The 15,769-nt window shown below is 70.7% G+C and carries 12 protein-coding genes, 1 tRNA gene and 2 pseudogenes; 11 read left to right on the top strand and 4 right to left on the bottom strand.

The window, feature by feature from the left end; translation table 11 throughout:
- Window positions 1-1,357: pseudogene (locus ACIPEK_RS26205) on the bottom strand (hypothetical protein); the annotation flags it as partial.
- A 5-nt stretch (window positions 1,358-1,362) separates the two neighbouring features.
- Complete coding sequence (locus ACIPEK_RS26200; protein ID WP_383068183.1) at window positions 1,363-2,340, bottom strand: SMI1/KNR4 family protein; 978 nt, start codon at window positions 2,338-2,340, stop codon at window positions 1,363-1,365.
- 303 nt (window positions 2,341-2,643) lie between these two features.
- Here ACIPEK_RS26200 and ACIPEK_RS26195 point away from each other — a divergent pair, with 303 nt between their 5' ends.
- Both ACIPEK_RS26195 and ACIPEK_RS26190 read left to right on the top strand, forming a co-directional pair.
- Window positions 2,644-3,168, top strand: coding sequence for a YwqJ-related putative deaminase (locus ACIPEK_RS26195; protein ID WP_383068185.1), 525 nt, complete (start codon window positions 2,644-2,646; stop codon window positions 3,166-3,168).
- 10 nt (window positions 3,169-3,178) lie between these two features.
- Complete coding sequence (locus ACIPEK_RS26190; protein WP_402000519.1) at window positions 3,179-3,712, top strand: SUKH-3 domain-containing protein; 534 nt, start codon at window positions 3,179-3,181, stop codon at window positions 3,710-3,712.
- Between the two features lie 168 nt (window positions 3,713-3,880).
- On the opposite strand, the gene ACIPEK_RS26185 is transcribed toward ACIPEK_RS26190, so the two are convergent.
- Window positions 3,881-5,194 (bottom strand): sensor histidine kinase, encoded by a 1,314-nt coding sequence (locus tag ACIPEK_RS26185; protein WP_402000516.1) that lies wholly within the window; start codon window positions 5,192-5,194, stop codon window positions 3,881-3,883.
- A 155-nt stretch (window positions 5,195-5,349) separates the two neighbouring features.
- Here ACIPEK_RS26185 and ACIPEK_RS26180 point away from each other — a divergent pair.
- The 7 genes and pseudogenes from ACIPEK_RS26180 (at window position 5,350) to ACIPEK_RS26150 (ending at window position 11,028) form a co-directional block, all read left to right on the top strand.
- Window positions 5,350-6,209 (top strand): annotated as a pseudogene (locus tag ACIPEK_RS26180) (hypothetical protein).
- A gap of 29 nt (window positions 6,210-6,238) precedes the next feature.
- A tRNA-Gln gene (locus ACIPEK_RS26175) sits at window positions 6,239-6,310 on the top strand.
- Between the two features lie 110 nt (window positions 6,311-6,420).
- A complete protein-coding gene (gene glmU, locus ACIPEK_RS26170) occupies window positions 6,421-7,869 on the top strand; it encodes a bifunctional UDP-N-acetylglucosamine diphosphorylase/glucosamine-1-phosphate N-acetyltransferase GlmU (protein ID WP_402000513.1) in 1,449 nt (482 codons plus the stop codon).
- 120 nt (window positions 7,870-7,989) lie between these two features.
- Entirely contained in the window at window positions 7,990-8,964 is a 975-nt protein-coding gene (locus ACIPEK_RS26165) for a ribose-phosphate diphosphokinase (protein WP_030976866.1), read from the top strand.
- A 183-nt stretch (window positions 8,965-9,147) separates the two neighbouring features.
- Window positions 9,148-9,735 carry a 50S ribosomal protein L25/general stress protein Ctc gene (locus ACIPEK_RS26160; RefSeq protein WP_383068198.1) on the top strand — a complete coding sequence of 196 codons (588 nt, stop codon included), beginning with the start codon at window positions 9,148-9,150 and terminating at the stop codon, window positions 9,733-9,735.
- A 117-nt stretch (window positions 9,736-9,852) separates the two neighbouring features.
- Window positions 9,853-10,446, top strand: coding sequence for an aminoacyl-tRNA hydrolase (gene pth, locus ACIPEK_RS26155; protein ID WP_114244947.1), 594 nt, complete (start codon window positions 9,853-9,855; stop codon window positions 10,444-10,446).
- A gap of 111 nt (window positions 10,447-10,557) precedes the next feature.
- A complete protein-coding gene (locus tag ACIPEK_RS26150) occupies window positions 10,558-11,028 on the top strand; it encodes a hypothetical protein (protein WP_402000509.1) in 471 nt (156 codons plus the stop codon).
- 27 nt (window positions 11,029-11,055) lie between these two features.
- On the opposite strand, the gene ppc is transcribed toward ACIPEK_RS26150, so the two are convergent.
- Complete coding sequence (ppc, locus tag ACIPEK_RS26145; RefSeq protein WP_383068202.1) at window positions 11,056-13,785, bottom strand: phosphoenolpyruvate carboxylase; 2,730 nt, start codon at window positions 13,783-13,785, stop codon at window positions 11,056-11,058.
- Window positions 13,786-14,059: 274 nt separating this feature from the next.
- On the opposite strand from ppc, the gene ACIPEK_RS26140 reads away from it, so the two are divergent.
- On the top strand, window positions 14,060-15,061 hold the full coding sequence (locus ACIPEK_RS26140) for an acyl-CoA desaturase (protein WP_402000506.1): 1,002 nt from the start codon (window positions 14,060-14,062) through the stop codon (window positions 15,059-15,061).
- Window positions 15,058-15,744, top strand: a complete 687-nt coding sequence (locus tag ACIPEK_RS26135; RefSeq protein WP_383068206.1) for a TetR family transcriptional regulator — start codon at window positions 15,058-15,060, stop codon at window positions 15,742-15,744. Before ACIPEK_RS26140 ends, ACIPEK_RS26135 begins: the two co-directional genes overlap by 4 nt.
- Window positions 15,745-15,769 lie beyond the last annotated feature (25 nt).

Genomic DNA, 15,769 nt, shown 5'->3' with positions numbered 1-15,769 from the left:
CCATGCCCGGGTCCGCGAACATCGTCGCCGCATGGTGCACCCCGCCACCGGGCGGCGGCGTCGAACCAGGAGGAGCGGGAGGACCGGGGGGCGCCGGAGGCCCGGGAGGACCGGGCGGCCGCGGGGCCCCAGGGACTCCCGGCGGACCCGGAGGCTGCGGCGCACCCGGACCGCCCATGCCCGGGTCCGCGAACATCGTCGCCGCATGGTGCACCCCGCCACCGGGCGGCGGCGTCGAACCAGGAGGAGCGGGAGGACCGGGGGGCGCCGGGGGCCCGGGAGGGCCGGGCGGCTGCGGGGCGCCGGGCGGGCCCTGCTGGGGGACGAGTTGCGTCGGCAGGTACCCGCCCGCCGGAGCGCCGGGCGCACCCGGTCCCGAGGGCGGTGGCACGGGCGCACCCGGCCTGGCGCCCGGGATGCCGGGGGCACCGGGCGGCGGCGGGGTCGTCGAACCGCCCCCGCGCGCACCGCGCGGCGGCACGACGGCCTTGCTGGTGGCCGCATCCGCGATGTCACCGGCGCCGGGGCCGGGAGCATTCGGGGCATTCGGGGCAGGTGTTCCGGGTGCAGGTGTGCCGATTCCCTGCTGGTCCAGGCCGGGGACGACCGCCGTCCGGGGCAGCTGGCTGCCACCGGACATCAGGGCGGTCGGCGCATCGGCCGGTACGGCCGGCGGCGGGGTGCCGTCGTCGTCGGCGCCCGAGAGCGGCGGTGCGAACACCGTGGCCGGCAGGGGCACCGCACCGTCGTCGGAGCCCCCGTTGGTGTCGGTCCCGGCCCAGGGGGTCGACCCGACGGGCACGTTCGGCGGGGACACCGGAACGCCGTCCTGGGCGGTGGGCTCGTACGCGACCGGCCCGCCCGGCGAACCCTGCACAGCCGCGGGCGCGGAAGCAGCAGGGGCGACGGGGGGCAAAGTGGCCGAAGGGGCCGAAGGGGCCGAAGGGGCCGAAGGAGCCGCTTCCCGGTCCGCCCGACGGTCCGGGATGCCCAGCTTGTCGGCCGCTTCCTGGAGCCACTCCGGGGGGCTCAACAGGAAGGACGTCTGGTTCAAGTCGATGCGCTGCGGCGGCTCCGGAGCGTCCGGTGCCGCATCGTGTGCGCCGTACTCCTCCTCGTACCGCCGGATCACCTCGCCCACCGGCAGCCCCGGCCACAGGGTGGCCTCACCGCTGTCCCTGGCGATCACCAGCCGCTGCCGGCCGCCGTCCGAGACGGGACCCTCGGCACGGTCCTCGCCCCACGCCACGAAGCCCAGCTCGAACTCCCGCACCCGCACCTCGCGGTGCTGGTACGCGGGCACGTCGCCGTTGATCCACTCGTCCGCGCGCTCCTGCGCCTGCGCAAAGGTCACCATCGCGCTCACCCCTCCACCGGGACGGCCCGCGCGAAGCCGCCGTCCACCATCAGGTTCGCCACGGTCTCCAGCTCCGGCGGATTGCCCGCCAGACGCTGCAGGAAGGCGTCGAAGTCGCCGCCGCACGGCAGCAGCAGCCGGTCCACCCGCTCCTGCACGTTCCAGCCGTCCTGGTCGCGGGCGTCGTCGTACGCGCAGAACCAGACCGAGCCGACACCGTCGCCCTTCACCTTCACCGCGAGGATGCCGCCCTGGACGAAGCCGACGCCCAGGTAGTCCTTGGTGAGATGGTCCCGCAGGCACTTGTTGACGTACACCAGGTCGTTCACGGCGGCCTCCTCGCGCACCGTGAAGAACGGCTGGTCGACCAGGAGACCGAGCTCCGCGTCGAGCGCCGCACCGACCGGGGCCGAGCCGCCCGCCGCCTTGAGGAAGGAGCGGTAGGCACCGGGCAGCCGGTAGCCGAGGTCCTCCTCGACGCCCAGGATCTGCTGCTCGCTCACCGCGACGGCACCCTTGGGCAGCCGGAAGTGCGCGGGCCGGGTCTCCTGCAGCGGGCGGGTGCCGCGCTTGTTCTGGTCGACCGCGGTGGCGGCGAGGCCGCCATGGTGCCTGAGCAGCGCCTTGACCTCGACCGGGACCAGCTCCATGCGCCGGCCGCCGGGGACGTGGTGCCAGGTCCAGCCGTGCGGGGTGGCGACCGCGGGAATCGTGTCCCACAGCTCATGGCCGCTCGCCGCCAGCGCCGCGTTGGCCGAGACGTAGTCGGTGAGCCGCAGTTCGTCGACGCCGAAGCCCTGCGGGGGCTCGGCGATCTCGGCGGCGGCGCGCGCGTACGGCGCGAAGTCCGGGCTGCCGTTCTCGTCCATGCGCACACCTCTGGGGTGGCGGGACGCCCGGACCGGGTCCGGGAAATGCACGAGCTGCCCGGCATAGGCCGCGTTCGGTGGCGCGGCTTGCTGCCCGAGCCGACCTGTCGTCATGGCGGTTGCCCCCTGCTGCGTCTGACTGGTGAGGACCGACCTGCCCAAGGGGGCGGTCCGGGCACAGCCTATGCGGTGGCGCAAGAGCGGGTCTCGCCCCTACGCCACCCCTCTCCCCTACCGTCACGAACCGTCACAGCGACGTGACTGACGAGCGATGCTCCTGCCACTGCCGGGTGACACGGAGACGCGTTTCCCCGCCCCAGCTTCCCCACCAGCCGGGACATTTGGCAGGCTGTCACCGCAACTCGGGGGCGTGCACATCGCGCAGCTACCGCTGCGGGCACGGGAGGGAAAAGCACCATGCACAGCGCACGAACAGTCACATCCGGGGATCCACGCCTCAACTGGAGCAACACCGGAACCAGCCTCACACCCCGGCTGCACCACCGCCGCGACGGCATCCTGCCCGCGGTGGCCGCAGCGCTGTCCGTACGCGGTGAGACGCTCACCTGCACGGCGGGCAAGGGCGACCAGCCGCCCGTACTGCACCCACTGGTCCAGGACTTCCTCGACACCCTCACCAGCGGCCAGCGCGAACGCTTCACCGGCCGCTGCCCCGAGGCGATACTGCTCTCCCGGCAGCTCACCGCGGCCGAAGCCGGCCGTTCCAAGCGGGCCCAGCGCAAGCCGCTGACCAACGGCGAGGCCCGCCGCGCCCTGAAGCACTCACGGCTCACCGCACGGCGCATCCGTGAGGACGGCGACCCGATGCACGGCAGTTACGCGCCGCCGTGCCGCTCCTGCGAGGCGATGCTCGCCCACTTCGGCGTACGCCCCGTCGACCTCACGACCACCGGGGCGGCGACCACCGCCGAGAAGGGCTGACCGCGCGCCGATGCACGACCGAACCGACCTACCCGAACAGGCGGGCCCCGCGGACCGCGACCGCCACTCCTCGACCCGTTTCCCCGTCGCGGTCGACGCCGCCCTGCGCGCCGCGGGCTGGCAGCCCGGCCGCTGGGACATCCGGCAGGCCGAGAAGTGGGCCGACGCACTGCGCTCGCACGCGTCGCCCGCCGGCCATCAGCACGCGGTCTTCCCGGCGGCCGTGGAGGCATGGGCGGAGTTCGGCGGGCTGCACATCACGACGTCCGCGCCGGGCCGGCAGATCGCACCGGCCTCGGTGCGCATCGATCCGCTGAGCGGACTGCATCTCGCCCGCACTCTCGGCGACCTCGGCCGGGCACTGGAGACCGAGGTCGGCCCGCTGGGCGAGGAGGGGGACGGGCAGGCCGTCCTCGCGATCGATACGCAGGGGCGGGTGTACAGCATCGATCACACCGGGGACTGGTACCTCGGCCCGGACATCGACCAGGCGCTGGCAACGCTGGTCGGCGGCATCCAGCCGAAGCGCCTCGTCCTGGGCTGAGCGGCCTTATTTTCCGGCCCGTCCGGCGATCGAGGACAAGACGGCCCCCGGCCGTGCCCGGTCACGATTCCGCCCCGGCAACCCACCGTCCCGGCTTCGTCCTCGGACGCCGGACGGGCCAAAATCGCCCGCCCGGCGATCCAGGACGAAGCGAGGCCGCAGGGCGGGTCAGGCCGCCCCCCGGTCCGGCAGTACCGCCGACACCCGGAAGCCGCCCGCATCCGTCGGCCCGGAGACGAAAACGCCGCCGAGCCCCAGCACCCGCTCCCGCATGCCGACCAGCCCGTTGCCCCCGCTCGGCAGCCTCGCATCCGCCGTGGCGGCGTCCGACGGACCGTTCTCCACCTGCATCGCGACTTCCGAGCCCCGGTGCGCAAGCCGCACCCACGCCTTCGCGCCCGCCGCGTGCTTGTGCACGTTCGTCAGGGCCTCCTGCACCACCCGGTACGCGGTCTGCTCGACCTCGGGCGCGTACGGGCGGGCCTCGCCGTCCACCGAGAGTTCCACGGTCATGCCGGCCGCCCTGGATTCCCCGACCAGGGTCTCCACCTCGTGCAGCCGGGGCCCGTCCTCCGCGGCGGCGGCCGCCGCGGCCGCCGCCGCCCGGCCGACCGAGGCGAGCGGCGGCTTCGCGGACCGGGCCGCCGCGGGCTCCCCGCTCCGCAGCACCCCGAGCATCTCGCGCAGCTCGGTCAGCGCCTGGCGGCCCATGTCTCCGACCAGGGCGGCGTTCCGCACCGCTTTCGCCGGGTCCTTCGGCGCGACGGCCTGGAGCGCGGCGGCGTGCACGACCATCAGGCTGACCCGATGCGCGACCACGTCGTGCATCTCGCGGGCGATCCGGTGGCGCTCCTCCGTACGCGCCCACTCGGCCCGTTCCTCGGCCCGGTCGGCGAGCAGCGACAGCTCCCGCTCCAGCGAGTCCGCCCGCTCCCGAAGGCTCTCCATCAGCCGCCGCCTGGCCCCTATGTAGAGGCCGAACAGCACGGGCGGTGCGGTGAGCCCGAGCGACATGAAGAGGGACATCAGCGGTACGTACCAGTCGTCGCGCCCGAAGTCGGTCTGCTGGGAGACGCTCTGCTGCAGCCGTACGTACGTGACGATGAACGTCCCCATGAAGGACATCCCCATCAGCACCGCGGTGATTCTTCGCGGTACGTCGGAGGCGGCCAGCGTGTAGAGGCCGACCAGGCCCATCAGGAAGCCCATCTCGGCGGGCGTCGTCGCGATCGACACCAGCACCACGGCGATCGGCCAGCGCCGCCGCACCACCAGCACGGACCCCGCGAGCAGCCCGAACACGACACCGACCGGCACCGGCAGCCCCGTGTTCCCGGCGAACTCCACCCCTTCCAGCGCGCATTCCAGCGCCGACAGGAGCGCGAGCCCCACGTCCAGGGCGACAGCGCGCCGCCGTTCCCACCACCAATAGCCGCGGGTGGTCCCACCCGCGGCTTCCCGGTATGCCCCCGTTGCGGTCATGCGGTCCAGCCTACGGGCGGACGCACCTCATTTTCGGACGACCTGGACAGCACGTGCGTCTGCCGAACAGAGACAGAACAACCACTTATCGCTTGAAATGGTGAATCGATCAGGCTTTCGCACCGGACGTCCGCATTCCGGACAGCGCTTGTCGCATGACGAAAATCACGAGCAAGTACGCCGACTTCGAAGGCCTGCGCGAGCAGGCGATCGCCTGCGCCGGGAGGGCCTCAGCCGCCGCCAGATCCGCGACCGGCTGTTCGTGGACAACAACGACATCCTGAACCGCCTCCTGGAGGGCGAGCCCGCCCCGGAGTGGACGAAGCGCCCGAACACCAAGGACGACCTGCGCAAGAAGGCACGCGAACTGCGACTACAGGGGATGACCTACGACCAGATCCAGGTGGAGCTGGGGTGCTCGAAGAGCTCGATCTCGCTGTGGGTGCGAGATCTGCCGAAACCCGTCCGGAGCCGCACCGCCGTCGAGCAGGCGCGCCTCGCCGGACGGATGCGATGGGACCATGAACTGGCGGTACGGGACACTGAGCGGCAACGGATCAAACATGCCGCCAAACAGGAGATCGGCGCAGTGACGGGGCGCGAGCTCTTCCTGATCGGCGTTGGTCTCTACTGGTCAGAAGGGACCAAGGACAAGTCGTACGACCGACGCGAAACGGTGGCATTTGTAAACAGCGACCCTGGAATGATCACGACATACCTCGCATGGCTCGACCTGCTCGGAGTCAATCGCGAGCAGGTGCGTTACGGCGTCATGATCCACGAGACTGCCGACGTAGCAGCCGCCGAGCAATACTGGGCCGATCTCACTGGCGCCGACCTCGCCGCGTTCTACAAAACCACGATCAAGAAGCACAACCCGAAGACGGCCCGCAAGAACACGGGGGACAACTACCGGGGCTGCCTCGTGGTCAAAGTCTTGCAGGGCGCCGACCTTTACCGTCGCATCGAGGGATGGTGGTGCGGCATAGTAGATGCCGCACCGTCAGCCGGTTAGCAACTTGTCCGGTTTGATGGTTATCGCCATCCCCTGTGGTGTAATAGGCAACACGGGTCACTTTGGATGATTTGTTCCAGGTTCGAGTCCTGGCAGGGGAGCTTTCTGAGTGCGGGCCCCGACCTCACCGGTCGGGGCCCGCACTCACGTCCGCCCCGTACCCCCCCGGTATCCTTCGGGTGTCCACCACCCGAAGCCGAAGGGCATTTCCGTGAGCGCCAACCGCCCGGCAGCCGTCGTCGTCCTCGCAGCGGGTGAGGGCACCCGCATGAAGTCGAAGACCCCCAAGGTTCTGCACGAGATCTCCGGGCGCTCGCTCGTCGGACATGTCGTCGCCTCCTCCCGCGAACTGGACCCGGAACACCTCGTCGTGGTCGTCGGCCACGAGAGCGAGCGGGTCAGCGCGCATCTCACCGCCGTCGACGACCGGCTGCGGACCGCCTACCAGGCCCAGCAGAGGGGCACCGGAAACGCGGTGCGCGTCGGTCTCGACGAGCTCGGCGGGACCGTCGAGGGAACCGTGATCGTCGTCTGCGGCGACACCCCGCTGCTCTCCGGCGAGACGCTCACCGCGCTCGCCGCCACCCACACGGCCGACTCCAACGCCGTCACCGTGCTGACCGCCGAGGTCCCGGACTCCACCGGGTACGGCCGGATCGTCCGCGACCCGGCCAGCGGTGCGGTCACCGAGATCGTCGAGCACAAGGACGCCACCGCCGCCCAGCGTGCGATCCGGGAGATCAACTCCGGGGTGTTCGCCTTCGACGGCCGGCTGCTCACGGACGCCCTCGGCAAGGTCCGTACCGACAACAGCCAGGGCGAGGAGTACCTCACCGATGTGCTCTCCATCCTGCGTGAGGCCGGACACCGGGTCGGCGCCTGTGTCGCCGACGACCACCGTGAGATCCTCGGCATCAACAACCGGGTCCAGTTGGCCGAGGCCCGGCGGCTGCTGAACCAGCGGCTGCTGGAGCGGGCCATGCTCGCCGGTGTGACCGTCGTGGACCCGGCGTCCACGCTGATCGACGCCACCGTCACCTACGAGCGGGACGCGATCGTGCACCCGGGCACCCAGCTGCTCGGCAGCACGCATCTCGCCCAGGACGCCGAGGTCGGCCCCAACACCCGGCTCACGGACACCGTTGTGCACGCGGGCGCACGCGTGGACAACACGGTCGCGGACCGGGCCGAGGTCGGCGAGGGCGCGACGGTCGGCCCGTACGCCTATCTGCGGCCCGGCACCAAGCTCGGCCCGAAGGCCAAGGCCGGCACCTACGTGGAGATGAAGAACGCCACGATCGGCGAAGGCACCAAGGTCCCGCACCTGAGCTATGTCGGCGACGCGACGATCGGCGATCACACCAACATCGGTGCCGCCAGCGTCTTCGTGAACTACGACGGCGTGGCCAAGCACCACACGACGATCGGCTCACACTGCCGTACCGGGTCGGACAATATGTTTGTGGCTCCCGTCACGGTCGGGGACGGCGTCTACACCGCGGCCGGCTCGGTGATCACCAAGGACGTACCGTCCGGTTCGCTGGCTGTCGCCCGCGGCCAGCAAAGGAATATCGAGGGTTGGGTTGCCCGCAAGCGTCCGGGAAGTGCCGCCGCGCAGGCAGCTGAGGCCGCCGCCCCGGAGCACGACGGCGAAAGCTGACCGGAAACAGGTGCGCCGCGCACGGCGTACCGTGATAGATGCTCACCCCATTTCGGCTGGCTCGTTGCACATCGGGACACATGCGTGCAGCGCCAGAAACACGTCTGAGGAGACTGTGCTGTGACCGGGATCAAGACGACCGGCGAGAAGAAACTCATGCTCTTCTCCGGCCGCGCCCACCCCGAGCTGGCCGAGGAGGTTGCGCACCAACTGGGTGTCGGCCTCGTGCCGACGAAGGCCTTCGATTTCGCCAACGGTGAGATCTACGTCCGCTTCCAGGAGTCCGCCCGCGGCGCCGACTGCTTCCTGATCCAGAGCCACACCGCTCCGATCAACAAGTGGATCATGGAGCAGCTCATCATGCTGGACGCGCTGAAGCGCGCCTCGGCCCGCTCCATCACGGTGATCGTGCCGTTCTACGGATACGCCCGCCAGGACAAGAAGCACCGCGGCCGCGAGCCGATCTCGGCCCGTCTGGTCGCCGACCTGATGAAGACGGCGGGTGCCGACCGCATCCTCACCGTCGACCTGCACACCGACCAGATCCAGGGCTTCTTCGACGGCCCGGTCGACCACCTCTTCGCGCTGCCGATCCTGGCCGACTACGTCGGCGCCAAGGTCGACCGCTCGAAGCTGACGATCGTCTCCCCGGACGCCGGCCGGGTGCGCGTCGCCGACCGCTGGTGCGACCGCCTGGACGCCCCGCTGGCGATCGTCCACAAGCGCCGTGACAAGGACGTCGCCAACCAGGTGACCGTCCACGAGGTCGTCGGCAACGTCAAGGGCCGGGTCTGTGTCCTGGTCGACGACATGATCGACACCGGCGGCACCATCTGCGCCGCCGCCGACGCCCTGTTCGCGCACGGCGCCGAGGACGTCATAGTGACGGCCACGCACGGTGTGCTCTCCGGTCCGGCCGCGGACCGTCTGAAGAACTCCAAGGTCAGCGAGTTCGTCTTCACGGACACCCTGCCGACCCCGGGTGAGCTGGAGCTCGACAAGATCACGGTGCTCTCGATCGCCCCGACGATCGCCCGCGCGGTGCGCGAGGTCTTCGAGGACGGCTCGGTCACCAGCCTCTTCGAAGAGCAGTAGGCAGCACAGCACAGAAGATCCACTTTGGGGTGCGGCCTCCCCGCCGGGTAGACTCAGCGAGTTGCTCGGCGAGGGAGGCCGTACTCATGTGTACGGCGGTCCGTTATCGACGCGCTCTTCGTAGCAGGCCTGTCGTGGGCCGGGTGACCGTCCAAGTTTCGTCACCATACGAGGAGTGCAGTCATGGCTGAGGTCAAGCTCGCCGCCCAGGTCCGTACCGAGTTCGGCAAGGGCGCTGCCCGTCGCACCCGCCGCGCCAACCTGGTTCCCGCGGTCGTCTACGGCCACGGTGCCGAGCCGGTTCACATCAACCTGCCGGGCCACGACCTGATGATGGCGCTCAAGACCGCCAACGTCCTGATCGGTCTGGAGATCGACGGCAAGGACGCCCTGGTCATCCCCAAGGCCGTGCAGCGCAACGCGCTCAAGGGCAACATCGAGCACGTCGACCTGCTGACCGTCAAGCGCGGCGAGAAGGTCAACGTCGAGATCGCCGTGCACGTCGAGGGCGAGCTGGCCCCGGGCGGCAACCTCCTGGAGTACGTGCAGAACACCCTGCTCGTCGAGGCCGAGGCCACCCACATCCCCGAGTCCGTCACGGTCTCCATCGCGGGCCTGGACGCCGGCGACTCGATCCTCGCCAAGGACGTCCCGCTGCCCAAGGGCTCCGTGCTGGCCGGTGACGAGGACGCCGTCGTGCTCCAGGTCGTCTCCGCGCAGGCCGAGGAGCCGGCCGCCGAGGGCGCCGAGGCCGCGGGCGCCGAGGCCTGAGCCTCGCCTTCCCTGCTTCACTGACGGGGCGGCGGTTCCTTCTTCGAGGGCCCGCCGCCCCGTTTCCCTGTAACCGGGCCATCCGGAACCATCCGTACGCGAGGAGACCGAGCGCAGATGTCCGACGCCACCGAACCCTGGCTCATCGTGGGCCTCGGCAACCCCGGTCCCGAGTACGCGGCGAACCGGCACAATGTCGGTTTCATGGTCGCCGACCTGCTCGCCGAGCGGATCGGCGGGAAGTTCAAGCGTGCGCAGAAGGCCCAGGCTCAGGTCGTCGAGGGCCGCATGGGCCCGCCGGGACCTGAGAACCGCCGGGTGATCCTGGCCAAGCCGATGTCGTACATGAACCTCTCCGGCGGCCCCGTCACCGCGCTGCGCGACTTCTACAAGGTGCCGACCGACCACATCGTGGCGATCCACGACGAGCTGGACATCGATTACGGGACACTCCGGCTGAAGCTGGGCGGCGGCGACAACGGGCACAACGGGCTCAAGTCGATGACCAAGTCGATGGGGGCCGACTACCACCGGGTCCGGTTCGGGATCGGCCGGCCGCCGGGCCGGATGCAGGTCGCGGACTTCGTGCTGAAGGACTTCTCGTCCACCGAGCGCAAGGAGCTCGCCTACCTCGTGGACCGGGCCGCCGACTCGGTGGAGTGCCTGCTCGCGGAGGGTCTGGAGCGCGCGCAGAGCGCGTACAACTCCTGACACCCGCAGCAACGGTCGCGGCGCGTACAACTCTGACATTCCCGCCGGTACCTCAGCGATTTTCGGCCATAAGTTGACCGCGAGCGTTACTCTGCCCAAGGATCGCTCCCCATGAAGCGGAGCTCCTCCCACCGCGCCCTGGCCTACGCCCGCAGCGCCGCCATGGGCTGTGTCGTCCTGCTGCTGCTCGTCGCGGGCGTGGTGTCCTCCTGGGGTTCGGCGCACCACATCGTTCTGGCCAAGGGCCGCGAGCACGGCACGATGACCGTCACGGGCTGCGGCGCCGATGTCTGCACCGGACCGTTCGCGCCGTCCGGTCAGGCCGCCGCGCGCCCCCGGGTGACGATCGAGAGCTCCGTCGCGGCGCGGAGGGGCGATCGCTTCCCCGTCGTCGTGAAGCCCGGCACGGACGATGTCGTGCGCACCGGAACACCCGGCTTCCTGCATGCCTGGGTACCGCTGGGCGGTGCGCTGTTGCTGGCCGCCCTGGTCATCGGCGGCGGTCTGCGGCTGCCCCGGACCGCCTGGGGCACCGGGATCGCGGGCGCGACCCTGCTGGTGGCGACGTTCTTCGCCCTCTGAGCAGGGCCGCACCCGCGACCGGGGGGCTCAGCCGGTGTTGCGCAGGCCCGCGGCGACACCGTTCACGGTGAGCAGCAGGGCCCTGGCGAGCAGCGGGTCCGCTTCCTCGCCGCGTGCCGCCGCCTCGCGCTGGCGGGCCAGCAGCGAGACCTGGAGGTAGGAGATCGGGTCCAGGTAGGCGTCCCGGATGGCGAAGGTCTGCTGGAGCACCGGGCTGGTGCCGAGCAGTTCGGAGCCGCCGGTGACCCTCAGGACCTCCTGGACCGTGAGCGCGTGCTCGGCCTCGATGTCGGCGAAGACATGCTTCAGCTCGTCCGGGACGAGTGTGTCGACATAGTGGCGGGCGATCCGCAGGTCGGTCTTGGCGAGCGTCATCTCCACGTTCGAGATGAAGTTCCGGAAGAAGTGCCACTGCTCGTGCATCTCGTCCAGAACGGTGTCCGGACCGGCCTCGCGCAGCGCCTTGAGCCCGGAGCCGACGCCGTACCAGCCGGGCACGATCTGCCGTGACTGGGTCCAGCCGAAGACCCACGGGATGGCCCGCAGCCCGTCCAGACCGGCGCCGGAGTCCGGACGCCGCGACGGGCGCGACCCGAGGTGCAGCTCGGCGAGCTGGTCGACCGGGGTGGAGGCGAAGAAGTACGCGGGCAGGTCCGGGTCCTCGACCAGCCTGCGGTACGCGGCGTGCGCGGCGTCGGAGACGGTGTCCATCGCCGCGTCCCAGCGCGCCAGGGCCTCGTCGGACTGGCGGGGCGCGGTGTGCAGCGCGGAGGCCTGGAGGGTGGCCGCGACGGTCAGCTCCAGGTTCTCCCTGGCGAGCGCCGGGATGAGGTACTTGTCGGAGATGACCTCGCCCTGCTCGGTCACCTTGATCTCGCCTTCGAGGGTGCCCCACGGCTGCGCGAGGATCGCGTCGTGCGAGGGGCCGCCGCCGCGGCCGACGGTGCCGCCGCGGCCGTGGAAGAGCCGCAGCCGTACGCCGTAGCGGTGCGCGACGTCACGCAGCCGGCGCTGCGCCCGGTGGATCTCCCACTGGGAGGTGGTGATGCCGCCGAACTTGGAGGAGTCGGAGTACCCGAGCATGACCTCCTGCACATCGCCGCGCAGCGAGACGAGGCGGCGGTACGACGGGTCGGCGAGCATCTCGTCGAGGATGACGTCTGCGGCGCGCAGCTCGTCGGTGGTCTCCAGGAGCGGCACGATGCCGATCTTGGCCCAGCCGCCGTGCAGGTCGAGCAGTCCGGCCTCGCGGGCCAGGACGGCGGCCGCGAAGACGTCGTCGGCGCCCTGGCACATCGAGATGATGTACGACTCGATGACCTCGGGGCCGAACCGCTCGAAGGCTTCCTTGATGGTGTGGAAGACGCCGAGGGTCTTCTCGCCCGCGGCGTCCAGCGGGGCCGGGGTCGGGGCGAGCGGGCGGCGCGAGCGCAGCTCCTTGGCGAGCAGCTTCTGCCGGTAGTCGCGCGGCATGTCGGCGTAGCGCCAGGACTCCTCGCCGAGCCGGTCGAAGAGCTGGCCGAGGGCGTGGTGGTGGGCGTCCGCGTGCTCGCGTACGTCCATGGTGGCCAGCTGGAGGCCGAACGCGGCGAGCGTGCGGATGGTGCGGTCCATCCGCCCGTCGGCGAACAGGCCGCCGCGGTGCTCGCGCAGCGAGGTCTGGATGAGTTCCAGGTCGGCGATGAGCTCGGCGGTGCCGAGGTAGTCGCAGCCGGGGCGGTGCGGGGTGCCGCCGGCGAGGCGCTCGCGGGTGTTGACGAGCTTCTGCCGGATGCAGGTGGCCTTGAGGCGGTACGGCTCCTCTGCGTTCAGCCGCTTGTAGCGCGGGCTGATCTCGGGGAGGCGCTCCAGGTCGGCCTGGAGCGAGGTCAGCAGCTCGTCGGTGGCGCCGGTGTAGCGGATGGAGTTGGAGAGCTGCCCGCGCAGGTGGTCGATGAGCTCCAGCGCGTCGGTGATGCCGTGCTCGTGCTGGAGGATCAGCACCTCCCGGGTGACGGCGGGTGTCACGTTGGGGTTGCCGTCGCGGTCGCCGCCGATCCACGTACCGAAGGTGAGGGGGCGGGTGCCCGCGGGCAGCTCGACGCCGACCCGCTCCAGCTCGGCCGCCAGGTCTTCGAGTACGTCTCCGACGGCGCCCGTGTGCAGCTCGTCGAGGTAGTAGATGGCGTTGCGGGCCTCGTCGGCCGGCTCGGGCCGGACCACGCGCAGCTCGTCGGTCTGCCAGATGAGGTCGATGTTCTCGGCGAGCCGCAGATCCTGGCGGCGCCGGTCGGCGTCGATGACGGGCGTCTCCAGCAGCTCCGCGATGCGGCGGAGCTTGTTCAGCACGGAGCGCCGTGCGGCCTCGGTCGGGTGTGCGGTGAAGACGGGCCGTACGTTGAGGTTCTTGACGGTCTCGCGCAGGTGGACCGGGTCCGCGTCCTTCAGCCGGTCGGCGGTACGGGCGAGGAGACCGCCCTCGGCGGCGCGCCGGTCGCGCATCTCGTGGGCGCGGTGGACCTGCTCGGTGACGTTGGCGAGGTGGAAGTAGGTGGAGAAGGCGCGCACGAGCTGCGCGGCGGTCTCCAGGTCCGTGTCGCCGAGGAGTTCGGCCGCGGCCTCACCGTCGGTGCGGGTCAGGGCGCGGACCCGCTCGACGAGGTCGAGGAGCTCCTGACCCTCCTGGCGTACGAGGGTCTCGCCCAGCAGATCACCGAGGCGGCGGATGTCGGCCCGCAGCTCGGGGCTGGCGGCGGGGGTCTGGTCGGCACTGCTCACAGTGTGCGGCTCCTTGCAGTGGTTGAGCACGGGAACTCCGGGGCCTGGTACTGACGGCACCCCGGGAAGCAGAGTGCGGACCGCGCTGTCCGACCCCACCAGGATAGGTGTCCACGCCGTCGGCACCGCTCGCGCCCCGATCGGGTTTCCCTTCACGGGCGGCCCGTCGCGCTCTCGTGCAGCGGGCCTCCGCGCTGCGATACTTACGTAGCCGTAGGTTACGGATGCGTAACCAGAGCTATCCGTCGTATTCCTCATCCCCAGGGGACTCCCCATGAACACCAGCCCCGCTGTGATCGACGACACCCAGCCATCGGCGGCCGACGGTCAGGGCCTTCCCTCCGCCACGCTCGGCGGGGACAACAAACGGTCGGTCGAACAGATCGCCCTTCTGCTGTTCATCGTGGTGCCGTTCGTGGCACTGGTCGCCGCGGTGCCGCTGGCCTGGGGCCGGGGCGTGAGCGGGCTCGATCTGGGTCTGCTCGTGGCGATGTACTTCATCGGCTGCCACGGCATCACGATCGGCTTCCACCGCTACTTCACCCATGGCTCCTTCAAGGCGAAGCGTCCGCTCCGCATCGCTCTGGCCGTCGCGGGTTCGCTGGCCGTGGAGGGCCCGCTGGTGCGCTGGGTGGCCGACCACCGCAAGCACCACCGCTTCTCCGACGCGGAGGGCGATCCGCACTCGCCGTGGCGTTTCGGCGAGACCCTCCCCGCCCTGATGAAGGGCCTGTGGTGGGCGCACATCGGCTGGATGTTCGACCAGGAGCAGACTCCGCAGCAGAAGTACGCCCCCGATCTGATCAAGGATCCGGCGATCCGCGGGGTCTCCCGCCACTTCCTCACCTGCACGATCGTGTCGCTGGCGTTCCCGCCGCTGGTCGGCGGTCTGGTGACGATGTCGTGGTGGGGCGCGGCGACCGCCTTCTTCTGGGGCTCTCTCGTACGGGTGGCCCTGCTGCACCACGTCACCTGGTCGATCAATTCCATCTGCCACGCGGTCGGCAAGCGTCCTTTCAAGTCCCGTGACCGGTCCGGCAACGTGTGGTGGCTCGCGGTCCTGTCCTGCGGCGAGTCCTGGCACAACCTGCACCACGCGGACCCGACGAGCGCGCGCCACGGCGTGATGAAGGGCCAGATCGATTCGAGCGCCCGGCTGATCCGCTGGTTCGAGAAACTGGGCTGGGCGTACGACGTGCGCTGGCCGGACTCCGCCCGGATCGACTCCCGCCGTATCGACTCCCGGCGCGACCCCGCGCGCGCCGACGCGGCATGATTGACGACGTGGCGACCGACTCCAGCACCAGCAGCGAGAACAACCGTCCCCCCTCCGTCCGGCGCACCCGCCGGGTGAGGATGACCGGCAAGGAACGCCGCGAGCAGCTGCTGGACATCGGCCGCACCCTCTTCGCCGACAAGGGCTTCGAGGGCACCTCGGTCGAGGAGATCGCGGCCCGGGCCGGCGTCTCCAAGCCGGTCGTCTACGAGCACTTCGGCGGCAAGGAGGGCCTGTACGCCGTCGTGGTCGACCGCGAGATGCGCCAGCTCCTCGACATGGTCACCGGCGCCCTGACCGCGGGCCACCCCCGCGAACTCCTGGAACAGGCGGCGTTCGCCCTGCTCGACTACATCGAGACGTACACGGACGGCTTCCGCATCCTGGTCCGCGACTCCCCCGTCGCCCAGTCGACGGGCACCTTCGCCTCCCTCATCAGCGACATCGCCACCCAGGTGGAGGACATCCTGGGCCTGGAGTTCAAGGCCCGCGGCTTCGACCCGAAGCTGGCCCCGCTGTACGCCCAGGCGCTGGTCGGCATGGTCGCCCTGACCGGCCAGTGGTGGGTCAACGCCCGCAAGCCGGAGAAGGCGGAGGTCGCGGCCCATCTGGTGAACCTGGCCTGGCACGGCCTGGAGAACCTGGAGTCGAAGCCGCGACTGGTAGGGCACCGCAAGAGCTGAACCGGCCGCGGTCACTCGTTGTGAT

The sequence above is a fragment of the Streptomyces sp. NPDC088246 genome, assembly GCF_044741025.1.
GTDB lineage: Bacteria > Actinomycetota > Actinomycetes > Streptomycetales > Streptomycetaceae > Streptomyces.
This window is presented reverse-complemented; position numbering and strand designations above follow the sequence as displayed.